The sequence below is a fragment of the Neisseria lisongii genome (genome assembly GCF_028463985.1).
In the GTDB taxonomy this organism is placed as follows: domain Bacteria; phylum Pseudomonadota; class Gammaproteobacteria; order Burkholderiales; family Neisseriaceae; genus Neisseria; species Neisseria lisongii.
The window spans coordinates 430,424-456,447 of sequence record NZ_CP116766.1 but is presented as its reverse complement, the minus strand read 5'-3'; the positions used below and the strand labels follow the sequence as shown (position 1 = coordinate 456,447).

General features: G+C 50.1%; 24 protein-coding genes. 5 read left to right on the top strand and 19 right to left on the bottom strand.

Features of this window, described 5'->3' with window-relative positions:
- Positions 1-395: 395 nt before the first annotated feature.
- The 3 genes from PJU73_RS02035 to PJU73_RS02025 all read right to left on the bottom strand — a co-directional run bounded on the left by PJU73_RS02035 (position 396) and on the right by PJU73_RS02025 (position 3,269).
- Positions 396-1,589 (bottom strand): amino acid aminotransferase, encoded by a 1,194-nt coding sequence (locus PJU73_RS02035; RefSeq protein ID WP_237091190.1) that lies wholly within the window; start codon positions 1,587-1,589, stop codon positions 396-398.
- A 124-nt stretch (positions 1,590-1,713) separates the two neighbouring features.
- On the bottom strand, positions 1,714-2,364 hold the full coding sequence (locus tag PJU73_RS02030) for an HAD family hydrolase (RefSeq protein WP_237091189.1): 651 nt from the start codon (positions 2,362-2,364) through the stop codon (positions 1,714-1,716).
- A 74-nt stretch (positions 2,365-2,438) separates the two neighbouring features.
- A complete protein-coding gene (locus PJU73_RS02025) occupies positions 2,439-3,269 on the bottom strand; it encodes a ferritin-like domain-containing protein (RefSeq protein WP_237091188.1) in 831 nt (276 codons plus the stop codon).
- A gap of 243 nt (positions 3,270-3,512) precedes the next feature.
- On the opposite strand from PJU73_RS02025, the gene lolA reads away from it, so the two are divergent.
- Positions 3,513-4,133: an outer membrane lipoprotein periplasmic chaperone LolA gene (gene lolA / locus PJU73_RS02020; protein ID WP_237091187.1), complete on the top strand. Its 621-nt coding sequence runs from the start codon at positions 3,513-3,515 to the stop codon at positions 4,131-4,133.
- An 82-nt stretch (positions 4,134-4,215) separates the two neighbouring features.
- On the opposite strand, the gene trmA is transcribed toward lolA, so the two are convergent.
- The 5 genes from trmA to PJU73_RS01995 all read right to left on the bottom strand — a co-directional run bounded on the left by trmA (position 4,216) and on the right by PJU73_RS01995 (position 10,870).
- Positions 4,216-5,301, bottom strand: coding sequence for a tRNA (uridine(54)-C5)-methyltransferase TrmA (trmA, locus tag PJU73_RS02015; RefSeq protein ID WP_237091186.1), 1,086 nt, complete (start codon positions 5,299-5,301; stop codon positions 4,216-4,218).
- A gap of 281 nt (positions 5,302-5,582) precedes the next feature.
- Positions 5,583-6,614, bottom strand: a complete 1,032-nt coding sequence (pta, locus tag PJU73_RS02010) for a phosphate acetyltransferase (RefSeq protein ID WP_371871498.1) — start codon at positions 6,612-6,614, stop codon at positions 5,583-5,585.
- A 210-nt stretch (positions 6,615-6,824) separates the two neighbouring features.
- Entirely contained in the window at positions 6,825-7,901 is a 1,077-nt protein-coding gene (prfA, locus tag PJU73_RS02005; protein WP_237091185.1) for a peptide chain release factor 1, read from the bottom strand.
- 97 nt (positions 7,902-7,998) lie between these two features.
- Positions 7,999-8,751, bottom strand: coding sequence for a TatD family hydrolase (locus tag PJU73_RS02000; protein ID WP_237091210.1), 753 nt, complete (start codon positions 8,749-8,751; stop codon positions 7,999-8,001).
- 13 nt (positions 8,752-8,764) lie between these two features.
- Positions 8,765-10,870, bottom strand: coding sequence for an AsmA family protein (locus PJU73_RS01995; protein WP_237091184.1), 2,106 nt, complete (start codon positions 10,868-10,870; stop codon positions 8,765-8,767).
- Positions 10,871-11,044: 174 nt separating this feature from the next.
- Between PJU73_RS01995 and PJU73_RS01990 the strand changes: the two genes are divergently transcribed.
- Positions 11,045-11,938, top strand: a complete 894-nt coding sequence (locus PJU73_RS01990) for a chorismate mutase (protein ID WP_237091183.1) — start codon at positions 11,045-11,047, stop codon at positions 11,936-11,938.
- Positions 11,939-12,533: 595 nt separating this feature from the next.
- Here PJU73_RS01990 and PJU73_RS01985 read toward each other — a convergent pair.
- Both PJU73_RS01985 and PJU73_RS01980 read right to left on the bottom strand, forming a co-directional pair.
- Positions 12,534-13,106 carry a hypothetical protein gene (locus tag PJU73_RS01985; protein WP_237091182.1) on the bottom strand — a complete coding sequence of 191 codons (573 nt, stop codon included), beginning with the start codon at positions 13,104-13,106 and terminating at the stop codon, positions 12,534-12,536.
- On the bottom strand, positions 13,103-14,317 hold the full coding sequence (locus PJU73_RS01980; protein WP_237091181.1) for a hypothetical protein: 1,215 nt from the start codon (positions 14,315-14,317) through the stop codon (positions 13,103-13,105). Before PJU73_RS01980 ends, PJU73_RS01985 begins: the two co-directional genes overlap by 4 nt.
- A gap of 245 nt (positions 14,318-14,562) precedes the next feature.
- Between PJU73_RS01980 and PJU73_RS01975 the strand changes: the two genes are divergently transcribed.
- Complete coding sequence (locus tag PJU73_RS01975; RefSeq protein ID WP_237091180.1) at positions 14,563-15,591, top strand: IS1595 family transposase; 1,029 nt, start codon at positions 14,563-14,565, stop codon at positions 15,589-15,591.
- Positions 15,592-16,140: 549 nt separating this feature from the next.
- On the opposite strand, the gene PJU73_RS01970 is transcribed toward PJU73_RS01975, so the two are convergent.
- From PJU73_RS01970 to PJU73_RS01960, 3 genes are read right to left on the bottom strand one after another with little or no spacing between them, the layout of a single operon-like run.
- The gene (locus tag PJU73_RS01970; protein WP_237091179.1) at positions 16,141-16,818 is read right to left on the bottom strand and encodes a sulfite exporter TauE/SafE family protein; all 678 of its coding nucleotides are present in this window, start codon (positions 16,816-16,818) and stop codon (positions 16,141-16,143) included.
- Positions 16,818-17,291: a DUF3465 domain-containing protein gene (locus PJU73_RS01965; protein WP_237091178.1), complete on the bottom strand. Its 474-nt coding sequence runs from the start codon at positions 17,289-17,291 to the stop codon at positions 16,818-16,820. Before PJU73_RS01965 ends, PJU73_RS01970 begins: the two co-directional genes overlap by 1 nt.
- A gap of 24 nt (positions 17,292-17,315) precedes the next feature.
- On the bottom strand, positions 17,316-18,104 hold the full coding sequence (locus PJU73_RS01960; protein WP_237091177.1) for a hypothetical protein: 789 nt from the start codon (positions 18,102-18,104) through the stop codon (positions 17,316-17,318).
- A 90-nt stretch (positions 18,105-18,194) separates the two neighbouring features.
- On the opposite strand from PJU73_RS01960, the gene PJU73_RS01955 reads away from it, so the two are divergent.
- The gene (locus PJU73_RS01955; protein WP_237091176.1) at positions 18,195-18,446 is read left to right on the top strand and encodes an NGO1151 family protein; all 252 of its coding nucleotides are present in this window, start codon (positions 18,195-18,197) and stop codon (positions 18,444-18,446) included.
- 88 nt (positions 18,447-18,534) lie between these two features.
- Positions 18,535-19,329 carry a basic amino acid ABC transporter substrate-binding protein gene (locus PJU73_RS01950; protein WP_237091175.1) on the top strand — a complete coding sequence of 265 codons (795 nt, stop codon included), beginning with the start codon at positions 18,535-18,537 and terminating at the stop codon, positions 19,327-19,329.
- Positions 19,330-19,452: 123 nt separating this feature from the next.
- Here PJU73_RS01950 and PJU73_RS01945 read toward each other — a convergent pair whose 3' ends face one another.
- The 6 genes from PJU73_RS01945 to nirK form a co-directional block, all read right to left on the bottom strand.
- Positions 19,453-19,986: a glutathione peroxidase gene (locus PJU73_RS01945; RefSeq protein ID WP_237091174.1), complete on the bottom strand. Its 534-nt coding sequence runs from the start codon at positions 19,984-19,986 to the stop codon at positions 19,453-19,455.
- Between the two features lie 178 nt (positions 19,987-20,164).
- Entirely contained in the window at positions 20,165-22,225 is a 2,061-nt protein-coding gene (locus PJU73_RS01940; protein ID WP_237091173.1) for a TonB-dependent siderophore receptor, read from the bottom strand.
- A gap of 334 nt (positions 22,226-22,559) precedes the next feature.
- On the bottom strand, positions 22,560-22,829 hold the full coding sequence (gene rpsO, locus PJU73_RS01935; RefSeq protein WP_237091172.1) for a 30S ribosomal protein S15: 270 nt from the start codon (positions 22,827-22,829) through the stop codon (positions 22,560-22,562).
- Positions 22,830-23,166: 337 nt separating this feature from the next.
- Positions 23,167-23,919 carry a formylglycine-generating enzyme family protein gene (locus PJU73_RS01930; protein WP_237091171.1) on the bottom strand — a complete coding sequence of 251 codons (753 nt, stop codon included), beginning with the start codon at positions 23,917-23,919 and terminating at the stop codon, positions 23,167-23,169.
- A gap of 47 nt (positions 23,920-23,966) precedes the next feature.
- The gene (locus PJU73_RS01925) at positions 23,967-24,392 is read right to left on the bottom strand and encodes a c-type cytochrome (RefSeq protein ID WP_237091170.1); all 426 of its coding nucleotides are present in this window, start codon (positions 24,390-24,392) and stop codon (positions 23,967-23,969) included.
- Between the two features lie 146 nt (positions 24,393-24,538).
- Positions 24,539-25,690, bottom strand: coding sequence for a copper-containing nitrite reductase (nirK, locus tag PJU73_RS01920; protein WP_237091169.1), 1,152 nt, complete (start codon positions 25,688-25,690; stop codon positions 24,539-24,541).
- Positions 25,691-26,024: the final 334 nt, after the last annotated feature.

Genomic DNA, 26,024 nt, shown 5'->3' with positions numbered 1-26,024 from the left:
CCCAAGTGAACCACCCTTCCCACCAGCGGGATGGGGAATGATGTGTAGCGTGCTTGCCTAAGCATGCACGTGTTCTTTAAATTTCACATGAAAGCCGTCTGAAAACGAGCGTAGCAAGTTTCTGCGAAGCTAAAACCGCAGGTTTCGCCAAAACGAGTAAAGCGAGTTTCTGTGAAGCTAAAATCAGATTTTCAGACGGCTTCAACATAAAATGCACAGAACAGGTGCGTGCTTTGGCACGCACCCTACAAGTGTCGGATTAAATTGTATGGATTATTCAGTTAATCCACTATATATCGTTCAAAAAACCAATCCCGATAAACCGATGCCGTCTGAAAACACCATTATGCTATTTTCAGACGGCATCGGTTTGCGTGATTCAGCCTAAAAATGCCTTACAACACTTTCACAATGCTTTCACACAAATAATCGATGTTGTCGTCGGTAATGCCGGCAACGTTGATGCGGCCGGAGCGGACGGCGTAAATGGCAAATTCTTTCTGCAGCCGCTCGACCTGTTCGGGCGTGAGGCCGCTGAACGAGAACATGCCGTTTTGTTCCATAATGAAATCAAAATCCTGTTTCGCACCTTTGGCTTTCAACAGCTCAACGAATTTTTGGCGCATGGCTTTAATACGGCCGCGCATTTCATCCAATTCGGCAATCCATTGGGCTTTCAGGCCTTCATCTTTCAACACCCATGCCACGGTATTGGCACCGTGGGAAGCGGGGTTGGAATACAGCGTGCGGATAATGGTTTTAACTTGGCTGTGCGCCCGTTCGGCGGTGTCGGCATCGGCGGCAACCACGGTGAATGCGCCGACACGTTCGTTATACATCCCGAAATTTTTGGAATACGAGCTGGCAATCAGCAATTCGGGATTATTTTTTAAGAAAGTCCGCAGGCCGTAGGCATCTTCTTCCAAGCCGTTGCCGAAGCCTTGATAGGCAAAGTCAAACAGCGGCAGCCAGCCTTTTTCGGCGGACATTTTTGCCAGCGTGTCCCATTGTTCCGGTGTCGGGTCGATACCGGTCGGATTGTGGCAGCAGCCGTGCAGCAACACGATGTCGCCTTTTTCCGCTTGGCTCAAATCGGCAATCAGACCGTCCCAATCCAAGCCGTGCTGTTCGGCATTGTAATAGCGGTAAGGCTTGTCCTGAATGCCGACGGCTTTGAAAATGGCGTTGTGGTTGGGCCAGGTCGGGTTGGAAATCCAAACGGTTTTGGCGTTGAGCTGGCGTTTGGCAAATTCGGCGGCAATCCGCAATGCGCCCGTACCGCCCAGACTTTGTGCGGTTTTGGCACGTTTGCTGGCGATGATTTCATGGTCTGCGCCAAACAGCAGAATCTGGGTTTGGGCATTGTATTCCGCCACGCCGTCGATGGTCAGATAGTTTTTGCTGGTTTCGCTTTCCAGCAGGCGGCGTTCGGCTTCTTTAACGGCTTTGACAATCGGCGTTGCGCCCGATGCGTCTTTATAAACGCCGATACCGAGATTGACTTTTTCAGGACGGTTTTCGGCTTTAAAGGCTTCGCCCAAACCCAAAATCGGGTCGGCGGGTGCAGCTTGGATGGATTCAAAAAACATGGTTTTCCCTTTTGCGGAACGTGGTAACAAAGCTGAAATACAATCAACAACAGTTTTAAATTTTACGCCCTTTCAGGCCATCTGAAAATCCGTTTTACGCATTTTCAGACGGCCTTTTGCGGATTCATACCAAACAGTCCAAAAGCTGATCGGGCGTGGCAACCGCCGCATCACAGCCCCATTCGGCAACACAATCGCTCTCGGCGATATAACCCCATTCAGCCAACACCGCCCGCATACCGGCATTTTTCGCCGCCTGCATATCCCGCTCGGCATCGCCGACATACAGACAATTTTCCGGTTCGACATTCATCAGTTTGCAGGCATACAGCAGCGGCATGGCGCTGGGCTTGGCCTCGGTGCAGGTGTCGCCGCTGACCACCGCCTGCGGCGGGACGGCAAAATCAAGGGCGGGAACGAGATTGTCGGTAAACTGTCGGTGTTTGTTGGTTACAATGCCCCATTTGATGCCCCGTTCCGCCAATTCCAGCAACAACGGATTGATGCCCGCAAACAACACCGTATCCCGACAAAAATTTTGCCGGTATTCGTCAAGATATTCCTGTCGCAGCGTTTCAAAATCAGGGCTGTCGCCATCAATGCCGAAGCCCAAACGGATAAAGGCGGCGCTACCGTGGGTGGCAACCGAGCGTACTTGTTCCAACGGCACTTCGTTTTTACCGTGCCGCCGCAGTTGGCGGTTGAGCGCACCGCCCAAATCGGCGGCGGTATCCGCCAATGTACCGTCCAAATCGAATAATATTGCCTGAATCATTATGGTTTCCTCAATAGATTTAAACAGGCCGTCTGAAAACCGCCATACGCATTTTCAGACGGCCTGTTTCCGGCTTAATTGCCTGTTTTGCCCTGTTTCAGACTTTTTTCAAAATCTTCCAACATATCCAGTTCGAAGCGGCTGAATCCGGCACGTTCCCGGGCTTCGATGTTCACATAGCCCCGAAAAATAAACATATCATAGCGGGCAATCAGTCGGCGGAACAGGGCAACCGGCTCAAGCCCCCGTTCTTGACAAAGATGTTGATACCAGCGGTTGCCGGTTTCGACATGGCCGATTTCGTCCCGATAAATAATGTCCAACACGGAGCAGGTTTCCTGATCGCCTTTTTGTGCCACTTTGGCACGGATTGCAGGGGTAACGTCCAAGCCCCTCGCTTCCAACACCCTCGGCACCAAGGCCATGCGCAGCAGCGGGTCGTAGGCGGTTTTGTACGCCATATCCCACAAATGGTTGTGGGCTTCAAAGTCGCCGTAGTCGAAGCCTAAACTGCGCAGCCGTTCCCGCATTAAGCGGAAATGGTACACCTCTTCTTTGGCAACCCGAATCCAGTCCTGCACAAAAGCAGCGGGCAGACGGCGGAAGCGGTAGGCAGCATCGAGCGCCAGATTGACGGCGTTGAACTCGATATGGGTAATGGCGTGCAGCATGGCAGCGTAGCCCTCAACCGTGTTCATTTTTCTCGGCGTAACCTGAGACGGAGCAACCAGCAGCGGTTTAGGCGGCCGGCCGGCAACACGGAAATCCAGCGGCCGGCCGGCAGCTTCGGGCTGAAAACCGTTTCGGCGGCTGAGTTCGAATGCAGCTTCGGTCAATCTTCCTTTTTCATCCGGACAATCCGATAACAGCGCCTGCTCCAATAAATCATATATTCCGTTGTTCATCTGCAAAATCCTTATCCGGCGGCATGTGTCGCCGTTTTACCCCAAACCGAACGGCGGTTTGATTAAAATTTTGTGAAAACCGAAAACGGCGGTAGTATAAAAAATCAGCCGTTTTTCAAACAATTAAGCTACAATCTGCGGCGTTTACAAAATTTACATTCGGTCAGTCGGGCTTGCATCGTGCCGATTTGCGCCTATACTTATCCCATACGCAACCCGATTTCCCACCTGAGAAAGGTCAATATGAAAGCACATTCTGCAATCCGCCTGTTTGCCGCTTTGGGCTTGAGCGCCGCCGTCGGTCTGGCGCACGCCGGTGCGGTGGACGCTCTGAAAAAGTTCAACAACGATTCAGACGGCCTCAGCGGCAGTTTCACGCAAACGGTGAAAAGCAAAAAGAAAACCCAAACCACCCACGGTTCGTTCCAAATCCTGCGCCCCGGCCTGTTTAAATGGGAATACACCAAGCCTTACAAACAGACCATCGTCGGCGACGGCCAAACCATCTGGCTGTATGATGTCGATTTGGCGCAAGTAACCAAATCTTCGCAAAACCAAGCCATCGGCGACAGCCCGGCGGCGATTCTGTCCAACAAAACGGCGCTCGACAGCAGCTACACGCTGAAAGAAGACGGCAGCAGCGAGGGCATCGATTATGTGTTGGCCACGCCGAAGAAAAACAATGCCGGTTATCAGTTTATCCGCATCGGTTTCAAAGGCGACAATCTGGCGGCCATGCAGCTGAAAGACAGCTTCGGCAACCAAACCAGCATCAGCTTTTCGGGCTTGAACACCCACCCCAGCCTTTCACGCAGCCAGTTCCGCTTTACCCCGCCCAAAGGCGTGGACGTATTGAGCAACTGATTCTGCAATTTCATACCATGCCGTCTGAAAATCAGGTTTTAGCTACGCAGAAACTCGTTATACCCGTTTTCAGACGGCATATTTATTTTTTCCGCTTCAGCAACACACCGCTCTCAATATGATGCGTAAACGGAAACTGGTCAAACAGCGCAAAGCGTTCCACCGTATGCGTTTGGCACAAGGTATCCAAATTCGCCCGCAGCGTCTGCGGATTGCAGGAAATGTAAATCACATGTTCAAACTGCGCCACCAGTTTCAGGGTCTCATCATCGACACCGGCGCGCGGCGGATCAACAAAAATAGTGGAAAAACGGTAATCCGACAATTCAATGCCCTGCTCCTGCAAGCGGCGGAACGGACGGTTTTGCGTATAGGCTTCGGTAAATTCTTCCGCCGACAAGCGGGCGATTTTCACATTATCGCTTTGATTGGCTTCGATATTCCACATCGCCGCCGCAACTGAAGTTTTCGACACTTCAGTCGCCAATACCTTCTGAAAACGGGTTGCCAGCGGCAAAGTAAAATTGCCGTTGCCGCAATACAGTTCCAGCAAATCGCCGCCCAAACCTTCCGCCGCCGCACACGCCCACGCCAGCATTTTTTCGCACACCTGCGCATTGGGTTGGGTAAAACTCCCTTCAATCTGGCGGTAACGGAATGTTTTACCCGCCGCATTCAGCGTTTCGGTAACAAAATCCTGCGCCAACACCAGCTTCTGTCCCCGGCTGCGGCCGATAATCCACACGCCCAAACGCTGTTGCAGCAGGCGGGCAGCGGCTTCCCATTCCTCGTCCAGCCGCTTGTGGTAAATCATCGTTACCAACATTTCGCCGCTGAGCGTGCCCAGAAATTCCACCGCATACCAACGCTTTTTCAATACTTCGCTTTCACTGACCGCCGCAATCAGCTCGGGCATCAATTCATTCACCGACAATGCCGCCGCCGGAAACTGATCGCAACGAATCAAACTCGCCCCGCCCGCTTTTTGCCCCGGCTCAAACATGGCATAAAAAATCTCGTCTCCCTCATGCCACACCCGAAATTCGGCACGCATCCGGTAATGCTGCTCCGGCGAGGCAAACACCTCCACCGGCGGCATCGCCAAGCCTTGAAACAAATCGTTTAAATAATCGGTTTTACGGTTTAACTGCTGTTGGTAAGCATTCATAGATAGTGCATTCTCTCAATAGATTTCGGCCGCCATTATAGCAAAGAGCGCCACTTATCAGGAAACGGCACACTCTGACTGTTTTTTAATCAGACCGATTTTTTTCAGCCAATTCAACAATCAAACGGATTTATCCACAAAACGTACACAAGACAATACGGCGGCTTTGGGGATATATCGTGAATTTACTCCATCACCCTGTTCAACAATAATGCCGTCTGAAAACAGGCAAACCCTGTTTTCAGACGGCATACGGTCAAATCTCAAACAACCGGCGGTAATCAGGCGGCCATTTGTTGCGCCTGAATCGCAGTCAGGGCGATGGTGTACACGATGTCGTCCACCAATGCGCCGCGCGACAGATCGTTCACCGGTTTGCGCAGGCCTTGCAGCATCGGGCCGACGCTGACGATGTTGGCGGCACGTTGAACGGCTTTGTAGGTGCAGTTACCGGTGTTCAAATCAGGGAACACCAATACGGTCGCCTGACCCGCCACTTTGCTGTTCGGCGCTTTGGCTTTGGCAACGCTCGGCACAGTAGCGGCATCGTATTGCAGCGGGCCGTCCAACGCCAAATCAGGGCGTTTTTCTTGGGCGATTTTGGTCGCTTCAATCACCAAATCCACATCAGGACCGCTACCGGAATTGATGGTGGAATAAGAAATCATCGCCACTTTCGGGTTGATGCCGAAGGCTTTGGCGGAATCGGCGGTTTGAATGGCGATTTCGGCCAACTGTTCGGCAGTCGGGTTCGGGTTTACGGCGCAATCGGCAAACGCCATCACTTGTTCCGGCAGCAGCATAAAGAATACGCTGGATACCAAGCTCGCATTCGGGGCGGTTTTAATCAGCTGCAAAGCCGGGCGGATGGTGTTGGCAGTGGTGTGTACAGCGCCGGAAACCAAGCCGTCCACATCGTTTTGCGCCATCATCATCGTACCCAATACCACGGTATCCTGAAGCTGTTCTCGTGCCTGCTCTTCGGTCAGGCCTTTGGATTTGCGCAACTCGCACATCGGCGCAACGTATTGTTCCACCAAAGTCGCCGGATCGATGATTTCCAGCGATTCCGGCAGGGTAATGCCCTGCTCGGCAGCCACGGCTTCGACTTCGGCACGGGTCGCCAGCAATACGCAGCGGGCAATGCCTTTTTCATGGCAGATGGCGGCAGCCTGCACGGTGCGGGGTTCTGCGCCTTCCGGCAACACAATGCGTTTGTTTGCTTTACGGGCGATGTCCATCATATTGATGCGGAATTGTTCCGGTGAAACACGGTCGGCCAATACTTCGGCGTTTTGCACTTCGTTTGTCATTTTGAGGTATCCTTTTCATTTATACATGAATAAAATCGGGGTTTATTTTAACACTTCGCAGCGGTGCTTGACAGCGTGCCGCTCAAGAAAAAACCGACAGCGCCATAAGCAGAATCAATCGGTTTGGGCATTCGGATATTGATGCCGTCTGAAAATCGTAGATGTAGCTAAAACCGCATTTTCAGACGGCATCATGGCCCAGCCGCCGCCTTAATCGCCCATCATCGCCAGCAGTTCGGCTTGGTGTTCGGCAATCAGAGCGTCCGTCAGTTCGCTCAAATCGCCGTCCATGATGAAATCGAGTTTGTGCAGGGTCAGGTTGATGCGGTGGTCGGTAACACGGCCTTGCGGATAGTTGTAGGTGCGGATGCGTTCGCTGCGGTCGCCGCTGCCGATTAAGGATTTGCGTTCGGCGGCTTCTTTGGCTTGGGCTTCCCGTTTTTGCGCATCGTTCAAACGTGCCGCCAACACTTTCATCGCCTGCGCTTTGTTGGCGTGCTGGCTGCGGCCGTCCTGACATTCGACAACCGTTCCGGTCGGCAGGTGGGTAATGCGTACTGCCGAATCGGTTTTATTGATGTGCTGGCCGCCGGCACCGGAAGCACGGAAGGTATCAATCCGCAAATCGGCGGGGTTGATTTGAATATCTTCCAACTCATCGGCTTCAGGCATCACGGCAACGGTACACGCCGAAGTGTGAATCCGTCCTTGGCTTTCAGTGGCGGGAACACGCTGCACACGGTGGCCGCCCGATTCAAATTTCAGACGGCTGTATGCGCCCAGCCCAATAATGCGGGCAATCACCTCCTTATAGCCGCCCAGTTCGCTCTCGTTGGCGGACACAATTTCGACTTGCCAGCGGTTGCGTTCGGCATAGCGGCTGTACATGCGCAGCAAATCGCCGGCAAACAGTGCGGCTTCGTCTCCGCCCGTTCCGGCGCGTACTTCGATAAAGATGTTTTTGTCGTCGTCGGCATCTTTGGGCAGCAACAGTTTTTGCAACTCGGTATCCAAAGTGTCGATTTTGGCTTTTGCCGCTTCGATTTCTTCGGCGGCAAACTCTTTCATTTCAGGGTCTTGCAGCATTTCTTCGGCATCGGCCAAATCGCTCTGCGCCAAGCGGTAACTTTGGAACACTTCCACCACCGGCGTGATTTCGGCGTGTTCGCGCGTCAGCTTGCGGTAGTTGTCCATATCGTCGGTGGCTTCGGGCTGGCCGAGCAGATGGGTAACTTCTTCCAAACGTTCGGCAAGCTGCTGTAATTTTTCTAAAATAGACGGTTTCATATTCTTTTTCCGTTGCAAAGGCCGTCTGAAAATCCGTTTTCAGACGGCCTGTTTAGAGAATGCGGCGTATTATAGCCGATTTTCATCTATCGTGAATTTACGATAATAAAATATCCACATTCCGCTCGGTTGCCGCCGCCAATTCCGCCAGCGGAATGCCCCGCAGTGCCGCCACAGTTTCGGCAATCCGATACAGGTTGGCAGGTGTGTTGATTTGGTTTTTCAGCATAAACGGGCTGTCGGTTTCCAACACAATATCCTGCAAATCCAGCTTTTGCGCCGCTTCCCGTGCTTTTTTGGCATTCGGATTCAGCAGCAGCGAGCCGATACCGATTTTGAAACCCAGCCGCACCAAAATCCGTGCTTCTTCCAAACTACCGGAAAAAGCGTGGACAATCCCGCCCTGCGTAAAGCCGCAGTGTTTCACGGCAGCGGTCAGTGCGGCGGTGGATTTGACATTGTGGGCAATCACCCGCCGTCCGATCTGCTGTGCCAAGTCCAAATGCCGTCTGAAAACCGCCTGCTGCACGGTTTTTGCCGCTTCATCGGCAGCGTGCAGAAAGTCCAAACCGGTTTCGCCGACCCACGCCTGCGGATAACGTTCCAACTGTGCCGCCAACATATCAAAAGCGGTTTCGTCCGCCGTATCGGCAAACCACGGATGTATGCCGAATGCAGGATACACCTGCGGTAACGCCGCCAGTCGGGTAACGGCGGCAAAATCGCCGCTGTTTGCCGAGGGAACGATAAAACGGCAGACACCCTGCGTCTGCGCTTGGCGGATAATGTCCGGCAGCGCAGCGGCAAACAGTTTGTCCGCCAGATGGCAGTGGGTATCGGTCAGGGTGATCATCTTCCGCCGCCTATTTTTTCTTCGGCACCAGCCATTGCCACTGCTCGCGGAAGGTTTCTTCCAAGGCTTTCTGTTTTTCCTGCGGCGTGTTCAGGCCGTCGGTCAGGCGGGCGTAGTCGAGCGTTACCGAAAGATTATCGACCGGGCCGGTGATTTTCAGCGGAATCGGTTTGGAAAGCGGTTTTTGGACATTGTAAATCAGCATTTCTTCCGCCATTTCCTTGCGGTAGAGATCGGTTTGCCCGCTGCTGCGCACTTTCAGGCTGTCGGACAGCAGCTCGGCATTCAGATGATGGCTCACGCCTTTGACAATCAGGCTGTTGAGGGTGAATTTTTTAAACGGTGTCTGCAATATTTTGTCGGTCTGTTTGCTGATTTTGCCGCTTTGCAGGATATTGTTCATATCAATGCCGACCCATGCGCCGTCTGAAACATTGAGCGTGAGCGTGCCGTCGAGCGATTGGATCAGGCTTTTGTGGTCGCTTCCTTTGGCGGTAATGTCGATCACTGCGTCGCCCGTACCGCTGAAATTGTGAAAGCCGAACAAATCTTCCAGCAGCGACCGGATTTCCACGCCCCGTGCGTCCTGCTGCAGATGGTAGGAAACCGGTTCGGTGTTCGCCATGCTGATACCGCCCTCGGTTTTGCCGCCGTAAAGCTCGGCGGTGAAATTACTCAGGGCAATATGGCGGCTGTCGGCGGAAACCAGCGTATCGACTTTGTCCAACACCACGCCCGGCATCTGCAGTTGGTTGATGTTTAACTGCGCTTCCACGGCGGGCATCAGCGGGTGGCTGAGAAAATCGGGATAAATCTGCCCCGATTGTGCCTGAAAATCCTGCCAATAGGGCTGCAGCACCAGTTTTTTAAGGCTGATACCGGCTTCCAGCTTGGGATGTTGCCCCGATTGCGGCAAATATTGCAACACCAGCCGCACCGGCTGGCGGTCAAACTGGCCGTCAAAACTGCCCTGCCACGCCCCTGCTGCGCTGCGGTTCAACATGCCTTTCAAATTGCCGTTTAATCTCGGCACTGCGGATTTGTCCAAACTGTCCTGAATCAGATTGAAGGCAATGTCTTTCACGCTCAAGCCCGCCTGATGTTCCCACAGCAGCGAACCGGCGGCTTTCAGGCCGGTTTGCCATTTTTCGCCCTGATGGCCGGCATTCAGTTCAAAACCGTTCAGCGTCGCCAGATTGCGGCGCAGGTTTATCTGATTAAGTTGCAGCGAACCGTTCCACTGCGCAGCGGTAAATGCGCCGGTGAGCCTATCCAGATGGATTTTCTGATGGTTCAACAATAACTTGGGAATTTGTGCCGTGATATGGAAATTGTGATACGAACTGTCGAGCCGCAGATTGACTTTATCCGCCCGCAACAGATTTTCAGACGGCCTCCAGCTCAGACTGCTGTCGGCGGCGAGGGTTACGCTGTCTTGATCAAACTTGCCTTCCGCCGTCAGACGGAACAGCGGAACCCGCCAAACGCCGCCCTCGGCCGACAATGTTCCCTGCCCCTGAAACGCCAGCGGCAAATCGCTCTGCCGCAGCCGCCCCGACAGGGTAAACATTCTGCCTTCGGATTCTTCGTCCGACACTTTCAAATTCACGCCGTCCAGCGTGTATTCGTTGTGCGCCAGCCGCAGATTCAGGGCGGCATTTTCCACCTGCAGCCGGTTTAATTCAAAACGCTGCGAGCCGCCCTGCTGCCATAAATCCTGCAGATTCCAAGTATCGTCGTCCCGCCGCTCCAGCGTCAGCGTCAAGCCGTCCAGCCGCAGCTTGTCCACCACCGGCACGCTGCGCCACAGGCTTTCCCACGCCAAACCTATGCTCGCTTCCTGAATTTCAATATCGGGACGGATGCCGTTTAACGGCACCACTTTCAGATTTTTCAGGGAAACGGTCGGACGGGGAAACCAGCGGCGGCCGATGTCGCCCTCAAAACGGACGCTGCGCCCGCCGTGGGCAAACGCCGAATCCGCCACCGCCTGAATCCGCTCGGCACTGAACAGGCGGTAAACAGACGCAGACATGCCGATGATCATCAGCAGCGAAGTCAGCACGCCGAAGAACGCCAGTTTCAGCCAAAGTTTTCTGATACCAAACAGTCGCATTTTGCGCCAAGACAAATAAAAACGGGGGTCAGTATAACATAGGCCGTCTGAAAATTAAGCAGCGGCGGTTTTCCGCCTTGATATGACGCAAACAATCCGCCGCTGCGGCGTATGGGAAAGAACGGATTTTCACTATATAATCAATCTGTCTTTCCCACTCTACGCAAGCCGAAAATGATTATCGTCATGCAAAAACAGGCCGGTGCTGCCGAAATCGCCCACGTTGTCGAATTTATCCGCAGCAGAGGGCTGCACGAACACATTTCCCAAGGCGAAGAGCGCACGATTATCGGTGCGGTCGGCGACGAACGTGTGTTCCGCCACAACGAAGTCGAAAACCTGCCCGGGGTCGAGCGTGCCATTCGGGTGCTGAACGATTGGAAAACCATCAGCCGGGAACATCAGGCGCACAACAGCGTAATTACCGTACGGGGCGTGGCGTTCGGCGGCGGCAAAATGTTGGACATCTGCACCGCAGCCGGACCAAGCGCAGCCGCCGATGCCGTGTTCACCGATCCTTTTTATCTCGAAGCCCGCCCCTACGCCGGCGAAGATTTGAGCGGACAGCAACACCAAATCCAGCACATGCAGAACCAAATCCGCCACTGCCATCAAGACGGCAAACCGGTTTTGGTGCGGATACGGGACGTGCGCCAAATCGAAGCGGCGCTTGATGCCGAAGCCGATATTCTCTACCTCGGCGGCGAACTGATGGGCAACCGATCATTGCAGGACGAGGTAGGCCGTCTGAATACGCCGGTGGTGTTGTGCAAAGACAAACACCACCGTGTCGATGACTGGCTGGTCGCCGCCGAACACATCGCTTCCCGCGGCAACCTGCACATTATCTTAGGCGAAGCCGGTACGCTCAGTTTCGAGCCGGACAACGCCTACCGCCTCGATATCGATGCCATCGTCCGCGCCCGACGGGTAACTCATCTGCCGGTTATCGCCAACATCACCCGCCTGTTTCACCACGATATGCCGCAACATATCCTCTACAAACTCGCCGCAGCCGCCGGCGTATGCGGCATTGTCAGCACCCTGCCGCTGCCGCAGGAAGCATAGCCGGTAAACATAAAACCAAGCCGTCTGAAAATCAGATTTTCAGACGGCCTTGTTTTAGATTTTAGGGATTTTTTAATTAAGTATTGATGGTAAAAATTTTCGGTTTTTAGGGCTGCGCCTTCGTCTTCGTTGTGCGGTTTTATAGTCAATCCACTGAATAATTCATACGGGTTTTAAACAGTGTGTAGGTTGGGTCGAGGCCCAACATGATTGCAAATACTTTGAAACATAAGGTTTTGTTGGGTTACGCTCGGCTTCGGCTTCGCTCTCGCTAACCGCAACCTGCGACCTGCAGTCAAACCCCATGTAGCGTGCGTGCTTCAAGCACGCACGGGCTTGGTTGTTTAATCGGCATAAATCAATCTCACCAACCCCAAACCCAAAAACAATGCCGTCTGAAAACTGTATTTTCAGACGGCTTCGACATAAAATGCACAGAACAGGTGCGTGCTTTGGCACGACACCCTACAGGGGAAATAAATAGCTGTAAAAAAGTTTATTTTCTACAGCTATTTATTTTGTGCTTGGTTCAAGTGTTGCGGTGGCGGGCAATGTTTGAACCAGCACTGAAACTGTGATTAACGCACCCGCTCCGTTAAGGTAAAGGTTTAATATACTTGGCTTTATTTTGTTCTAAACGTGGGTCGCTTAGAACTATTGGGCTTAAACCTCTTTTAATGTTTTGCACGGTAGGTTGGAAGTTTTTGTCGCAACTACTCCAATTTTTAGCATGCCGTCTGCTTTCTTCGTATGTCCAATTAGGATTAACATCTACAATTCCATGATCTTTTCCAAATTGACAAAAAGCTACCCGCATATTTTTTGAACTTGGTAACATACTTGGATTTTCAACGGCTTCATTCCATAATTCCATATAACGTATTGCTTCAAATAACGCCATTTGAGCATAACCGATACGCTGATCTTTCTTCACTCTTTCCAAGTTATCATCTGTTAAACCCCATATAGCAAATGCTTTTTCAACAACGGGGTCGTGTGCTTTTGAAATTTTATCTTTCCATTCACTTACAGTAATTTCTTCATTATATGGGTTATTACTATATGGATTTATTTTAGTATGCGGTGTAGCAGTGCCCTTTGCTACAGCTACGCCTGCGCTTAATGCCAATATTGAAGCAGTGATAAATTCTTTTGTTATTCTTTTCATATTTTATTCCCCATTGTTGGATTAGTGCTAGCGCTATGTAGTTGCGCTTGCTCTTGCTGCGATTGTTCTTCTGTTGTATTTCGTTTAAAGTTTTTAGACCAATCTAATGCTGCGTTTGCTATTGTGTTTACTGCTCCAACGCCTTCTTGATGTTCATTAAGTTCTTTTTTAACTTGTTCTTTTGAAGTGCTTATCGGTTTAGCAGCATCGGTATTCTCTGGATTGGTTAGTTTCGATTCAAAAGCAGACGTGGATTTTTCTGCATTTATTGTTTGATAATATCTTCTAAGTTCAATTTTATTAAACTCATCTGTTCCATTTTTAGTATTCTTTGCTGTTTCTGCAGCATTTTTCTCGTTTTGCACCCGTTTTTGTGCTATTTTCGCTGTCCAGTTTAAAGTAACTTCAGTAAATCTACTTGCTTCTTCAGGATGTTCTGCTGCAAATTTAACTGGATCAGCTAGAAATTCTTTATATTTTTCTTTATCTTCTTCTTTTAAACCTAGTTCTTTTATTGTTTTGCTAAATTTTTCATCATTATTGATGTTTTCGCCTATAACGGAAAGACCTTTTTGAATTAACCTTTTTTGGTTTTCTTCGAGTTGACTAAAACGTGGGTCTTGCGATAAATATCTACCAATTTCGGTATTTACCATCAAATCATTTAATGCTTCGGCACTTTCGGTAAGTTGCTGTTGTTTTTGAATACTTAGCAGTTTCCAAGCTCTATCTAAATTATCCAAGAATTCTTTTTGCATCATGAAGTCGCGTGCTTGTTCGACTTGTTTTTGGTGGCGTTTTAGTTCTTCGCTAATTGTCTTAATCATCTCACGCTTAGCTTTTTTTTCATTTTCTTCATTGATTAATTCTTGTTCACGCAATCGCTTAACAAATTCTTTATAATCAGTTAATTCGTGATAAGGATTTTCCTGCATTTGTTTCATGTTGTGGGAAGACCAGTAGTAGAAGTCTTTGACGTTTGGCTCGGTGAGCATGAGTTTGTTGTTGATGGGATTGCGGACTTCTCGGCCTTGTAGTGCGGTGCCGATGGCGATTAGGTCGGAATTGTTAAAGTCTTGTAGGAGGATTTTGTAGTTTTCTCTTAGGGGGGGGCTGCTTTCGAGCTCGTCTAGGAATCGTCTTGGGTTTTGTTTGATGAATATTTCGAGTTGTTCTCGTGTTTGGAAGTGTGCTGTTTGTTTGTTGTTCATATTGTTACCTTGCAGCTTGTTTTTGGTTTTGGTTAGTTAATGGGTATATTTTATCATGTTTTTGAATTTTATGTATATATGTTGTTTGGGTTTGTAAAATTATGTGCAAATGCCGTCTGAATTTTGGGGTTGGCTTTATGCTCTTTACGCTTATTTTGCTTATGCTAACAGTATTTTATTGGTTTTGGTAGTATTTTATTGATTGCTTTATTTAATTGGTTATTTTTTGGTTGGAGGGTTTGGCTATGGCGGTGGTTACTCGTGATGTTGATGTGTTGATTCAGCTTTTTAGGAGGTTGCCGCCGGTTGAGCGTAATATTTTTTTGCGATTGGTGGTGGCGGGGGATGATCCGAATCGTGTTTCTGAGTTTTCTCAGGGGGTTGCGCGTTGTCCTCATTGTTGTAAAAAGGATTATGTGAAAAATGGGAAAAAGGATGGGCGGCAGCGTTTTTTGTGCCGTATTTGTGGGAGGACTTTTGGGGAGCGGGCGGAAACGGTTTTTTATCGGTCGAAAAAGGGGTTGGAGGTTTGGTATGAGTATATTCGTTGTATGTTGAATAAGTTGCCGCTGCAGCGTTGTGCTGAGGAGTGTGGGATTTGTTTGCATACTGCTTTTTCTTGGCGGCACCGGATTTTGGGGGTGCTGCAGGCGATGATGGATAAGGTGATGTTGAATGGTGTGGTGCAGGCTGATGAGACTTTTTTCCGGTTGTCGTTTAAGGGTCAGAAGAAGTTGAAGGGTGAGTTTTTGGGGCGTGTCGGGGTAAGGCAGAGAAGACGGGGTTTGTCTCGTGATCAGGTTTGTGTGCCTTGTGCGGTGAATTTGGACGGACTTTCGGTGGGAAGGGTGTCGAATTTGGGTAAGCCTAGCGGCAATGATGTGCTTGGGGTTTTGGACGGGCGGATTGCGGAGCGTTCGATTTTGGTTACTGATTCTAATTCTGTTTATCAGAAGGTTGCTGATGTGATGGGGTTGTCGCATATTCCTGTGCCTTCGGGAATGCGTTGTGCTGCGCCGCGTGCGGAGCGCTCGCCGCAAGCTGCGCATATTTTTGATGTTCAGACGATTAATAGTTATCATTCGATGTTGAAGAAGCTGGTTAATTGCCGATTTCATGGGGTTTCAACTAAGTATTTGAATAATTATGTTATTTATCATAATTTTGTGAATTTTGCGAAGGGAAATTTTAAGAGTAAGTGTGGGGTGTTGTTTAATTTTATTCTTGAAATGCCGGTGCGGGGTGGGCTACGCTCGCTTGTGCGGCGAGTGTAGGCGCAGCACGCTTGTTTTTTTTGGGTGGTATCAATACTTGGGTAGAATATACCCTATTTTATAGTGAAATAACCCAAAGCAAGGCGGCAAGCCGAAGACAGTACGGATAGTACGGCAAGGCGAAGCCAACGCAGTGGTGCTTTGAGCTTATTTCATACTGCATTACCGTTGGTTTTATGAGCGTTTGGCTTTGCGCCGACAGATGAAGGATCGGTTTGGACAGGAGATGTCTGAAACGGCCGGTACTTAGGTTGGTAAGCCGGAAATTCTGCTTGCTTTCGGGTGGAGAGTTTTGTAAGATTGAGGAACTGGGACGGTGGTCAGACCGCCCCAGCCTTACTGGGCTTTAGTAAGCGTTACCGCTTACCATTAACAAAGCCAGTAAGAAGATGATTTGAATAATTGTGCTATTCATTTCATTTTCCTCTGTGAGCGCTCATCGGAAACGGTGGGCGTTTCCGCTTGTTGAACCACTCAACAGGGACTATTGTAATAAACCTGAAGCCGTCTGAAAATCAGATTTTCAGACGGCTTTATATATTCCGAATTTCAATGCCATGTCCCGACAAACACCGCCAGCCGCCACGCTGCCCATGCGGCAACCAGCAGCCCGGCGCACAGGCGGACGCTGCGTTTTTGCAGCAGGTTTTTCAGTTGGGTGGCAAACCAGCCCATTGCCAGCAGGTTCGGTAAGGTGCCGAGGGCAAACGCCAGCATGGTCATGCCGCCTTTTGCGGCGCTGCCGCTGCCCAGTGCATAAAGCGAGGCGCTGTACACCAAGCCGCAGGGCAACCAGCCCCACAGCATGCCGACGGCAAAACAGGCTTTGGCGGAACGGATCGGCAACAGTTTGTTTAGCAAGGGATTCAGCCGTTTCCACACCGGTTTGCCCAAGGCTTCGATTTTGGTGGCAACGGCGGACAATCCGGCCAAATACAGTCCCAACAGCAGCAGCAATACGTTGGCGGCAAGATACAGGCCGTTTTGCAGCCAGCGGGTTTCGTCTAAAGCCATGCCGAACTGCCCGATTAATCCGACCATGCAGCCGATGGCGACATAGCTGGCGATTCTGCCCGAATTCAGCAAAACAATCAGCCCGAAGCGGTTGAGATGGGGCGGAAGCTGCAGGGCAAAGGCGCTGCTTAAGCCGCCGCACATGCCCACGCAATGCCCGCCGCCGAAAAAGCCGAGCAGAAACAGGGTGAAAAATTGAATGCTGCCGTCCATTATTGATAAACTTTACCGTTGTGCCGCAACCAGCCGTCGGCGTGGCGGCCTGCCGGATCGCGGTGTGTCCAATGAATCACGCCGCCCTGCTTCGACCATTCGTATTCGCCGTAAAACTGCACGGTATCGCCCGGCTGCAAACCGGTAATTTTATCCGCCAAATCGATGTTGTGTGCCACCAACAGGGTTTGCCCGCTGTTTAGTCGCAGAATGAAACGTTGATGGCGGCTGCCTTTGTTGTCGTCGGGCAAAACTTTTTTTACCACGCCCTCGCCTTCAATCTGAATATCGCTGCGGCGTTCGGCAAATGCCTGCTGCAAAATCCGCTCGGCTGCGCCGTTTTCAGACGGCCTTGCCTGCTCCCCTGCGACGCTTTGCGGCGACGTGCCGGCTTCGTTCTGCCACGGCTGATAGTGAAACAGCCCGAACCCGGCGGCAACCAGCGCCAGCCAAGTGATGATGTTTTTCATCATATTCGTTACCCGTTGTCTGCCGCCTTAAGATTTATATTTCATTTCTTGTTTGATATCGGACAAAATTTTCTGCAGATTGTGTTCCAACACTTCTTCCACCAGTTTCGGTGCCTGATCGTTCAAAATCTGCTGCAGCTGATAGGTCTGCATCGCCATCTGTTTCTGCATTGCCACCCGAATCATGCCATTGACGGCATCGGTTAAGTGCGTACGCAGCCGCTTCATCAGCCGGGCTTCCAAATCCCGCTCGGAAATGCAGTACACTTCTTTGCGGCTGATCATCTGCGGGTTCAAAACGTTGATATTGACCACGATTTTTTCTGCCTCTGCTTCGGCAAGGCCGTCTGAAAACGGCGTTTCTTCAGCATCGGCTTGCGCTTCGCTTTCGGCGTTTTCCTGCGTTTCGGCGGCTTCCGGTTCGGGGAAGGTAACCGTTTGGCGTTTCGGATTCAGCCACACCGAACGGGTCGATTCGATATATTTTTCAGATGCCTGCATCTGCAGCGCCGATTGGGCATGCAGCCAGTTTTCTTCAAACAATACCATGCTGTCCGGCTCGGCGTGTTCTTCCTGCTCGATGCCGATATTGTGTTCCTGCTGCCATTTGTTCAAATAAGCCTGCAGCACTTTTTTACGCATTTTGTCGTCTAAAGCGGGCGCAGGTTTTGACGCAGCTTGGGGCGGATTGTTCGGCACAGCAGGCGTTTTCGGCGGCAAAGCACCCGTTTGGCGGGCTTGGCGCAGCTGTTCCAAACGCTGTTCCCAGTTGATATGTTCTTCGGTTTGCACGGCGGATTTTTGACGGTCTTTCATGTTTATCTCGTTACACAGGCGGTTGCGGCGGCAACAAACGCTGCCGATTTGCTATAATGCGGCATTCTATCAGATTCCTAGGAAACTATCATGAACAGCATCGAACAACGTCTCGAATATTTGGAAGAAGCCAATGATGTGCTGCGGATGCAGAACCACGTTTTGTCCACTGCCCTCAAAGGCCTGATCCGCGCCCTGCCCGCCGACACCGCACAAGATGCGGTCGAATCCATCCAACTGGCATTTGAAGATGCCTTGGCGGAATTGAGCTACGAAGACAGCCCGCACACCGATTTGTTCCACGATGTAACCTACGCCTTTTTCCGCGAAAAAGAACGCTGAATCATTCCCCAAGCATCATCTGTCAATTTATGTTAAACTCAAATTGTCAGCAATTTTTATCTGTTTACCGAAACAAAGGAGTAATACCATGAACCTGAAAAAATGGCTTACCGCAGCAACCGTCTGCTCGGCAATGATTCTGAGCGCCTGCGGCGGACAAAAACAGGAAGCTGCCGCCCCGGCGGCTGCGTCCGACAAAGTCTATCAAGTTGCCATGAATGCCGAATTTGCCCCGTTTGAATCCTTGGATTCCGCCGGCAATGTCGAAGGCTTTGATGTCGATTTGATGAACGCCATGGCCAAAGCCGGCAATTTCAAAGTCGCCTTCAAACACCAGCCTTGGGACACCCTGTTCCCGGCGCTGAACAACGGCGACATCGACATCGTGATGTCCGGCGTAACCATCACTGACGACCGCAAACAGTCTATGGCATTCTCCGATCCGTATTTTGAAATCACCCAAGTCGTGTTAGTGCCGCAAGGCAAAAAAATCGCCTCATCGGAAGAACTGAAAAACCTGAAAAAAGTCGGCGTGGTAACCGGCTACACCGGCGATTTCTCAGTATCCAAACTTTTGGGTAGCGACAATCCGAAAATCGCCCGCTTTGAAACCGTGCCGCTGATTATCAAAGAATTGGAAAACGGCGGCTTGGATGCCGTCGTCAGCGACAGCGCCGTGATTGCCAACTATGTGAAAAACAACCCGACCAAAGGCATGGACTTCATCACTTTGCCCGATTTCACAGTTGAAAACTACGGCATCGCCACCCGCAAAAACGACGAAGCCACCATCGCCATGCTGAACGAAGCCCTGAAAAAAGTGCGTGAAAGCGGCGAATACGACCAAATCTACAGCAAATACTTTGCCCAAGAAAGCAAATAATCCCTGTTGCCGCATTTGATAAAACAGCTATGCCGTCTGAAAATCGATTTTCAGACGGCATATTTTTTAACAGTTATCAATCACTGTTTCCAAACTCGGCAACAATATTGAATATGGGCAACTTTACAGCAAAGCCCGAATATCGTCCTCGATTTCAGACGGCTTCACACTCGGAGCGAAACGTTCGACCACGTCGCCGTTGCGGTTGATCAAAAACTTGGTAAAGTTCCATTTAATGTCGCTGCCTTCCCGTTTTTCACCGAGCGAAGCCAGCCGCAGCAGCAAATCTTTAAAAAGATGGTTGCCTTTGTCTTCCGGCTTTTGCGCTTTCAGATAAGCATACAGCGGATGGGTATGTTCGCCATTAACCTCGATTTTATCGAAGATTTTAAACGCCGTACCGAATTTGGTTTGGCAAATCTGCGTAATTTCCTCGCCACTCTCCGGTGCCTGTTCGCGAAACTGGTTGCACGGAAAATCCAAAATCTCCAAACCCTGTCCAGCATAACGGGCATACAGCTCTTGCAGCTCCTCATACTGCGGTGTCAAACCGCAGCGGGTAGCGGTATTCACAATCAGCAACACCTTGCCCCGATAATCCGACAGACTGATGTCCTGCCCTTTGGCATCTTTTACCGCAAAATCATAGATATTCATCAAACGCTCCTGTAAAGTTCGGGGGTTTCGTTTATTTTACCGAAACCCCGTTTTCAGACGGCCTCTCCGCCCTATTTCCACGAAATATAGGCAAATACAGCAAAAACAAGGGGCGGTTGCCCGCCCCTTCAGCCGTTTGCTGCGCTGCCCGTTATATCAGGTGACGCAATATTTCGGCTTAGAATTTGTAATTTACCGCCAAACGTACATCCCGGCCGACACCCGGCAAGGTATCGGTTGCCAAACGCTGGCTGTGCGGATGGTAGTATTTGTTGAATATATTGTTCACCGAGAAATTCACATTCAGTGTATCTTTGCCCAAAGGTTTCCAGTTGGCAAAAATATCGTTCACGTTATAACTGGCACGCTCCCCTGCCGGAATCAACTTGCCCTTGATCACCAGCGTTGAACCATCGGTTTTTTCTACCGTCCGGTTTTGCCAACCGATTTCCAGATTTGGTTTGTCGAAACGGTATGCCAGCGAAGCCGTCCATGTACGGCCGACTTGTGCGGCAAATTCAGGGTTAGGATTGTTGGCATCTGCTTTGACTAACACATCATAAAAACGGGGCTTGCTGTGCGCCACGCCGAGTTTGGCGGTCAAGCCGCCGTTGCGGTAGGATGCGCCCAGTTCGTAACCGTGATTTTTGATGGTGCCAGAATTGACTGCTTCGCTGAGTTTGTAAGTACCGTGGCGGTCTTGCGGGTTCACTACGGCATCTTTGATGGTTTGCCAGAAATAGCTGCCGTTTACCGCAAACATGCCGTCATTATAGTTGAAACCGATTTCGGTATTTCTGGCCCGCTCGGCTTTGATACCGTCTGCCACCGAAATAATGCCTCTTTTACCGTGCGACTGCAAAGCGTCATACAGGCGGGGGCTGCGGCTGGCATAGTTATGGCTGGCACTCAGGCTGAAAGTCGGCAATGGCTGCCAAATCACACCCAGACTCGGGTTGATATTGTGGTTGGACTCGCTTTTGCCGTCATGCGTTTTGATATGGAAATGATCGTAACGCAGACCGCCTGTCAGCGTAAAATCGCCCAATTCGTTGATAGCTTCAACATAAACGCCACTGTCGGTTTTTTCCGGATTGTTTTTCACGTTCGGATTGAGAAAGCGGTCGGGACGGACATCTTGATGGCGGTAGTTTGCCCCGTATTTCAATACGGTATGGTCGCCGATGCTGCTGTCGAAATTGATGTTTGCACCTTTGGTGGCCATCACGGTATTGGTCGGAATAACCTCACCGGTTTTTGGAGAAAAACCCGCATAGCCGATGCCATCGTCGTTTGCCGAATAACGGGTGTTTTTCATTACATAGGCGTTAGCGGTCAGCTCATCAATAAAGCCTAAGTTTTTGCCGATATATTCCAGATTGTTGTTTTCCAACGTTACTTCACGATAAGCCGGCAACTGATTAGAATAGTCTCGTTTCTTATGCCCCGGAATCACTCTGAATTCTTCACGAACGGTACGGACACCCCGGTTTTGGTTTTGCAAACGGCTCAATACAATGCGGTGATTGTCGAATGTTGCACCCACTTTCGCCAGATAATTGCGTTTGTCCAAACCACTGTATAAAACCGTTTTGCTGCCGCTGCCGTTATCAAAACCTTTACCGGCTTGATAATCATGTTCATCATTTCGGTTCATCGCAAATAAACCGTCAAAATAACCGGCTTTGCCAAACACGGCGGCACCGTAAGTACGGCCGTCATTGCTTGCATAGCCTCCGTTCAGCTTCACGCCCCAATCTTTATCGCTGCCTTTGAGTAAATCCAAAGCATCAACCGTTTTCGCAATCACGGCACCGTTGGTTGCGCCAATACCGGCACTTGCCGAACCTGCGCCTTTTTGCACGGAAACGACTTTCACCAACGACGGATCAACGATAAAGCGGCCTTGATGATATAAAATCTGGCTGTCGGAATACGCATTGTCGATTTTAACGTCCACCGAATTCTGCCCCATACCGCGAATAGTCAAAAATTGCGATGTCCCGTTACCGCCGCCAAAATCAATCGCCGGTTCGTCTTTCAACAGTCCCCGCAAATCGGTTGCCGTGCTTTCATCTTTTTCCTGCAAAGTAACCACATTGGTCTGCACTTTCACACCCTGCCGGTCGCCTTTGACCGTAACTTCCTGCAAATCTACATTATTTTTTGCTGCCGTATCCGCCCAAACCGGCGCAATAAAGACATTACTGATTAACACAGCCAAAATCGTTTTCTTCATTCCTGCATTGCTCCATATCTATATTAAAAGGAAATTAATAATCAAAATTATTAATATTAAGAATGCTAAAATAATATAAATACATCGTCAACATAAATAATAATAGTTTTCAAATTTAATTAATCTAATATGAAACGACTTTTTTGAAAAACCGCAATACCGCTTAAAAAAATGATGATAAACAAGATAATAATATTAAATTTATTCAAATAAACTTAGTTTTAACATTTGTTTCATTCATACAACAATATGGCAACCCATAAAAAAACACACCGCAAAAATCATTTGATTTTTGCGGTGTGTCCGATAAAACGGTGTTTTACCGAAGCATAAATTATTTACGCAGACCCAGACGGGTAATCAGGTTGCGGTAAGTGTCCGGTTGGGTACGGCGCAGGTAAGTCAGCAGGCGGCGGCGTGCGCTTACCATTTTCAACAAACCGCGACGGCTGTGGTGGTCTTTAGGGTTGGCTTTGAAGTGCGGGGTCAAGTCGTTGATGCGGAAAGTCAGCAGTGCAACTTGTACTTCAGAAGAACCGGTATCACCTTCTTTGCGTTGGAAATCTTTAACAATTTGTGCTTTTTGTTCTACGGTCAATGCCATGATGGAAAACTCCGAAAATAAAACGAACCTTTCGGTTCAAGACAAGCTCAACCAGCCGAAACCGGATAAAGCTCCTGATTTGCCGCTTTTACGGCAAGCGGGGATTATGCCATAGTTTTTAGGCTTTGTGTACGATTTCAGGTAGAATTTTTTTGGGGCTGTTGCGGTAAATTTTTGTTATGGCTGCTTCAAAATACACTTCTCTTATGCCGTCTGAAAATCCCCCTGTTTTTCAGACGGCCTGACAAAAAAACGGCGATACTGTTCAGTATCGCCTAAGCTGCTTGAGTCATTGGAAATCGGAAAAAGTATTTGTGTCAAATACTTGCATCAGGGTTTATTTTTTGGCGCAGCGGAAACCTAAGTTGTTCAGTACATATTTGGATTGCAGGCTGGTGCGGATGCCGTAGCGCAGGAAGGCGGCGTAGTTGCTCGGGTCGCTGGAGCCGACGGCGGCACCGCTGCAGAACATTTGGCTGCTGGAATTGCCGGAGGTGAGCAGGCTGCTGTTGAAGTCTTCCGTCCATTCCCAAATCAGACCGTGCATATCGTAGATGCCCCAGTAGTTGGGTTTGCTCTGACCGATGTTGCGCAGGCCTTTTCGGCCGCCGTCGGCGTACCAGTCGAGGATGGTACGGTTGTAGCCGGGTTCGGAAGCGCCGTTGGCTTGGGTGGTGGAGGCTTGTCCGGCAAATTCCCATTCGTCAATGGTCGGTAGGCGTTTGCCTTGGGCTTCGCAGTAGGCGTTGGCGGCAAACCATGAGACGTTGGTTACGGGGTGCTGCCGTTCTGCGGCTTTGGGGGCGTAGCTGCCGTCGTTTTTCACCCAGTGTTGGAGGTACGAGCTTTCTGCCTGTTTGCTGCTGATTTTGCCTTTCTGCCATTGCGGGTGGGTTTTGAGAAAGGCGGCAAATTCGGCGTTGGTTACGGGGTATTTGTCGATTTGGTAGGCGGATACTTTAATCAGCGGGGTGTTGGGTTTGAGATACAGGGGGCGGTAGCTGCCGCCTTCGATTCTGACCATATCGGCGGCAAGGGCCTGAGTGCATAAATACAGGCTGCCGAGCAGGAATATGTGTTTGATGTTCATGTGGTTTCCCTGTAAGCGGTGTGTGTTGTTATCAATTTTCAGACGGCCTATTTGCTGCGTTCTGCGGCAACTTCTGCGGCACTGATGTTGCTGTTTCCGTTATTTAAACGGTTGATGATGTAATTGGTAACTTGGGCGGTGTCTTCGTCGTTTAATGCGCTTGCGGGCATAAAATTATCGTAGGTTTTACCGTTGACGGTAATTTTTCCGTTTATGCCTTTGACCATTGCCTGTATCACTGCCTGCGGCTTTCCGGCGATATAGTCGGATTGTGCCAGCGGCGGGAAATTGTCGCCCTTTCCTTCACCGTTTGTGCCATGACAGGCGGCGCAGTTGGTCTGATAGATTTGCTCTCCGGCCGACCATTCGGTTTGTTGCGCCGAAGCCGTCTGAAAAGCGGTTTTTGCCCTATCCTGCCCGCTGCAACCTGCAATCATGCAGAGTAAGAGTGCTGACAGACAGTATTTGTTCATGCGGTTTCTTTACTGGGTATAGTGAGATAACTTCAAAACACTACTGCGTTGGCTCCGCCTTGTTTTGCTTTGGGGTTATTTCACTATCAATCTTGGAAAAAAACCGCTGCTGCCTATGCAGCAGCGGTTTACCGTGTATTGCCTGCTTATTCGTAGGCGTTGGCTGCTGAAGCGGCGGAAGCCGGTGCAGCAGGAGCGGAAGCACCTTCAGGTTGGTAAACGGTGTCGCTCAGTTTTTCGGTCATGATTTCAGGGTTAGGTTCGCCCTCTACTTTCAGTTGACCCAGTGCGCCTTTGTTGAAGGCACGGAACAGTGAGTGGTCAACGATGGTGTAGCTGCCCGGAATATCGACTTTGAATTCTACGATTGCAGAGCCGCCGGCCGGAACGATGGTGCTTTGTACGTTTTCGTTAATCAGTTTGCCGCCTTCAACATATACTTTGTCGAAGATTTCGCCGATTACGTGGAACGAAGATACCAAGTTTGGACCGCCGTTACCGATGTACATACGTACGGTTTCGCCAGCTTTGGCCTTCAGAGCGTTGTCGCCGGCAATCGAACCGACATGGCCGTTGAAGACAACGTATTCAGGTTGTTCTTTAACTGCTTTGTCCATATCGAAGGCTTGCAGGCCTTGTTCGCCGTATTTGCCTTTGGTGTAAAAGTCGCCTTGAACGATGTAGAATTCTTTGTCCACTTTAGGCAGGCCTTCTTTAGGCTCAACCAAAATCAGACCGTACATACCGTTGGCAACGTGCATACCCACAGGGGCAACGGCACAGTGGTAGATATACAGACCCGGTTGCAGCGCTTTGAAGCTGAAGGTTGAAGTATGACCCGGAGCGGTAAAGGTTGCCGCTGCGCCACCGCCTTGACCGGTTGCTGCGTGGAAGTCCACGTTATGCGGTACGGTTGAAGTTGGGTGGTTAGAGAATTCAACTTCTACGGTATCGCCTTCACGTACACGAATCATGCGGCCCGGAACGTCGCCGTCGAATGTCCAGTAGCGGTAATCCACGCCGTCGGCCATTTTCATGGTTTTCTCAACGGTTTCCATTTTTACACGGACTTTGGCAGGATAATCGCGGTCGATAGCAGGCGGTACTTCAGGTGCGTGGGTAACCACGGCATCAATCACCGGCAATTCGGAAGACGGTGTATCGGCAGCTTGAGAAGCGGCAGAAGCAGCAGCTTCCACGCTGGCAGCGTTTTCGGCCGGTTTGTCGGCAGCTTGCTGACCGCAGGCAGCCAAGGCAAATACTGAAGCAACGATTGCAGCTAAAGTTTGGCGTTTCATAGTGGTTTTCCTTCTATATGGAGAATGTGGGTGATTGGGTTCAATCAACACCGATTGATGTCTTGCCGTCATTATCTATGCGTCCGGCTTTACATTATTTGACTTAAATCAAATAATTCATCAAATATGAATCTAATCTAACTAAAATAATCCTTTTGAACTAGTTAAAATATACTAAAAACTAGCCTGAAGATTTATTTTTTGTCTCAATTCCACACCAAAATCTTAAGCATTTTTTACCAAAGCACAACAGGCCGTCTGAAAACTGCTGCTGTCTTTACGCAAGCTGGCGCAATAAATATTTTCTTTACTGTTCAAAGCGTGATACAATCCT

Excerpts from the sequence above, each read along its gene's own strand:
- PJU73_RS02035 (WP_237091190.1), bottom strand. The coding sequence starts at position 1,589 with ATGTTTTTTGAATCCATCCAAGCTGCACCCGCCGACCCGATTTTGGGT.
- PJU73_RS02030 (WP_237091189.1), bottom strand. The coding sequence starts at position 2,364 with ATGATTCAGGCAATATTATTCGATTTGGACGGTACATTGGCGGATACC.
- PJU73_RS02025 (WP_237091188.1), bottom strand. The coding sequence starts at position 3,269 with ATGAACAACGGAATATATGATTTATTGGAGCAGGCGCTGTTATCGGAT.
- lolA (WP_237091187.1), top strand. The coding sequence starts at position 3,513 with ATGAAAGCACATTCTGCAATCCGCCTGTTTGCCGCTTTGGGCTTGAGC.
- trmA (WP_237091186.1), bottom strand. The coding sequence starts at position 5,301 with ATGAATGCTTACCAACAGCAGTTAAACCGTAAAACCGATTATTTAAAC.
- pta (WP_371871498.1), bottom strand. The coding sequence starts at position 6,614 with ATGACAAACGAAGTGCAAAACGCCGAAGTATTGGCCGACCGTGTTTCA.
- prfA (WP_237091185.1), bottom strand. The coding sequence starts at position 7,901 with ATGAAACCGTCTATTTTAGAAAAATTACAGCAGCTTGCCGAACGTTTG.
- PJU73_RS01995 (WP_237091184.1), bottom strand. The coding sequence starts at position 10,870 with ATGCGACTGTTTGGTATCAGAAAACTTTGGCTGAAACTGGCGTTCTTC.
- PJU73_RS01990 (WP_237091183.1), top strand. The coding sequence starts at position 11,045 with ATGATTATCGTCATGCAAAAACAGGCCGGTGCTGCCGAAATCGCCCAC.
- PJU73_RS01985 (WP_237091182.1), bottom strand. The coding sequence starts at position 13,106 with ATGAAAAGAATAACAAAAGAATTTATCACTGCTTCAATATTGGCATTA.
- PJU73_RS01980 (WP_237091181.1), bottom strand. The coding sequence starts at position 14,317 with ATGAACAACAAACAAACAGCACACTTCCAAACACGAGAACAACTCGAA.
- PJU73_RS01975 (WP_237091180.1), top strand. The coding sequence starts at position 14,563 with ATGGCGGTGGTTACTCGTGATGTTGATGTGTTGATTCAGCTTTTTAGG.
- PJU73_RS01970 (WP_237091179.1), bottom strand. The coding sequence starts at position 16,818 with ATGGACGGCAGCATTCAATTTTTCACCCTGTTTCTGCTCGGCTTTTTC.
- PJU73_RS01965 (WP_237091178.1), bottom strand. The coding sequence starts at position 17,291 with ATGATGAAAAACATCATCACTTGGCTGGCGCTGGTTGCCGCCGGGTTC.
- PJU73_RS01960 (WP_237091177.1), bottom strand. The coding sequence starts at position 18,104 with ATGAAAGACCGTCAAAAATCCGCCGTGCAAACCGAAGAACATATCAAC.
- PJU73_RS01955 (WP_237091176.1), top strand. The coding sequence starts at position 18,195 with ATGAACAGCATCGAACAACGTCTCGAATATTTGGAAGAAGCCAATGAT.
- PJU73_RS01950 (WP_237091175.1), top strand. The coding sequence starts at position 18,535 with ATGAACCTGAAAAAATGGCTTACCGCAGCAACCGTCTGCTCGGCAATG.
- PJU73_RS01945 (WP_237091174.1), bottom strand. The coding sequence starts at position 19,986 with ATGAATATCTATGATTTTGCGGTAAAAGATGCCAAAGGGCAGGACATC.
- PJU73_RS01940 (WP_237091173.1), bottom strand. The coding sequence starts at position 22,225 with ATGAAGAAAACGATTTTGGCTGTGTTAATCAGTAATGTCTTTATTGCG.
- rpsO (WP_237091172.1), bottom strand. The coding sequence starts at position 22,829 with ATGGCATTGACCGTAGAACAAAAAGCACAAATTGTTAAAGATTTCCAA.
- PJU73_RS01930 (WP_237091171.1), bottom strand. The coding sequence starts at position 23,919 with ATGAACATCAAACACATATTCCTGCTCGGCAGCCTGTATTTATGCACT.
- PJU73_RS01925 (WP_237091170.1), bottom strand. The coding sequence starts at position 24,392 with ATGAACAAATACTGTCTGTCAGCACTCTTACTCTGCATGATTGCAGGT.
- nirK (WP_237091169.1), bottom strand. The coding sequence starts at position 25,690 with ATGAAACGCCAAACTTTAGCTGCAATCGTTGCTTCAGTATTTGCCTTG.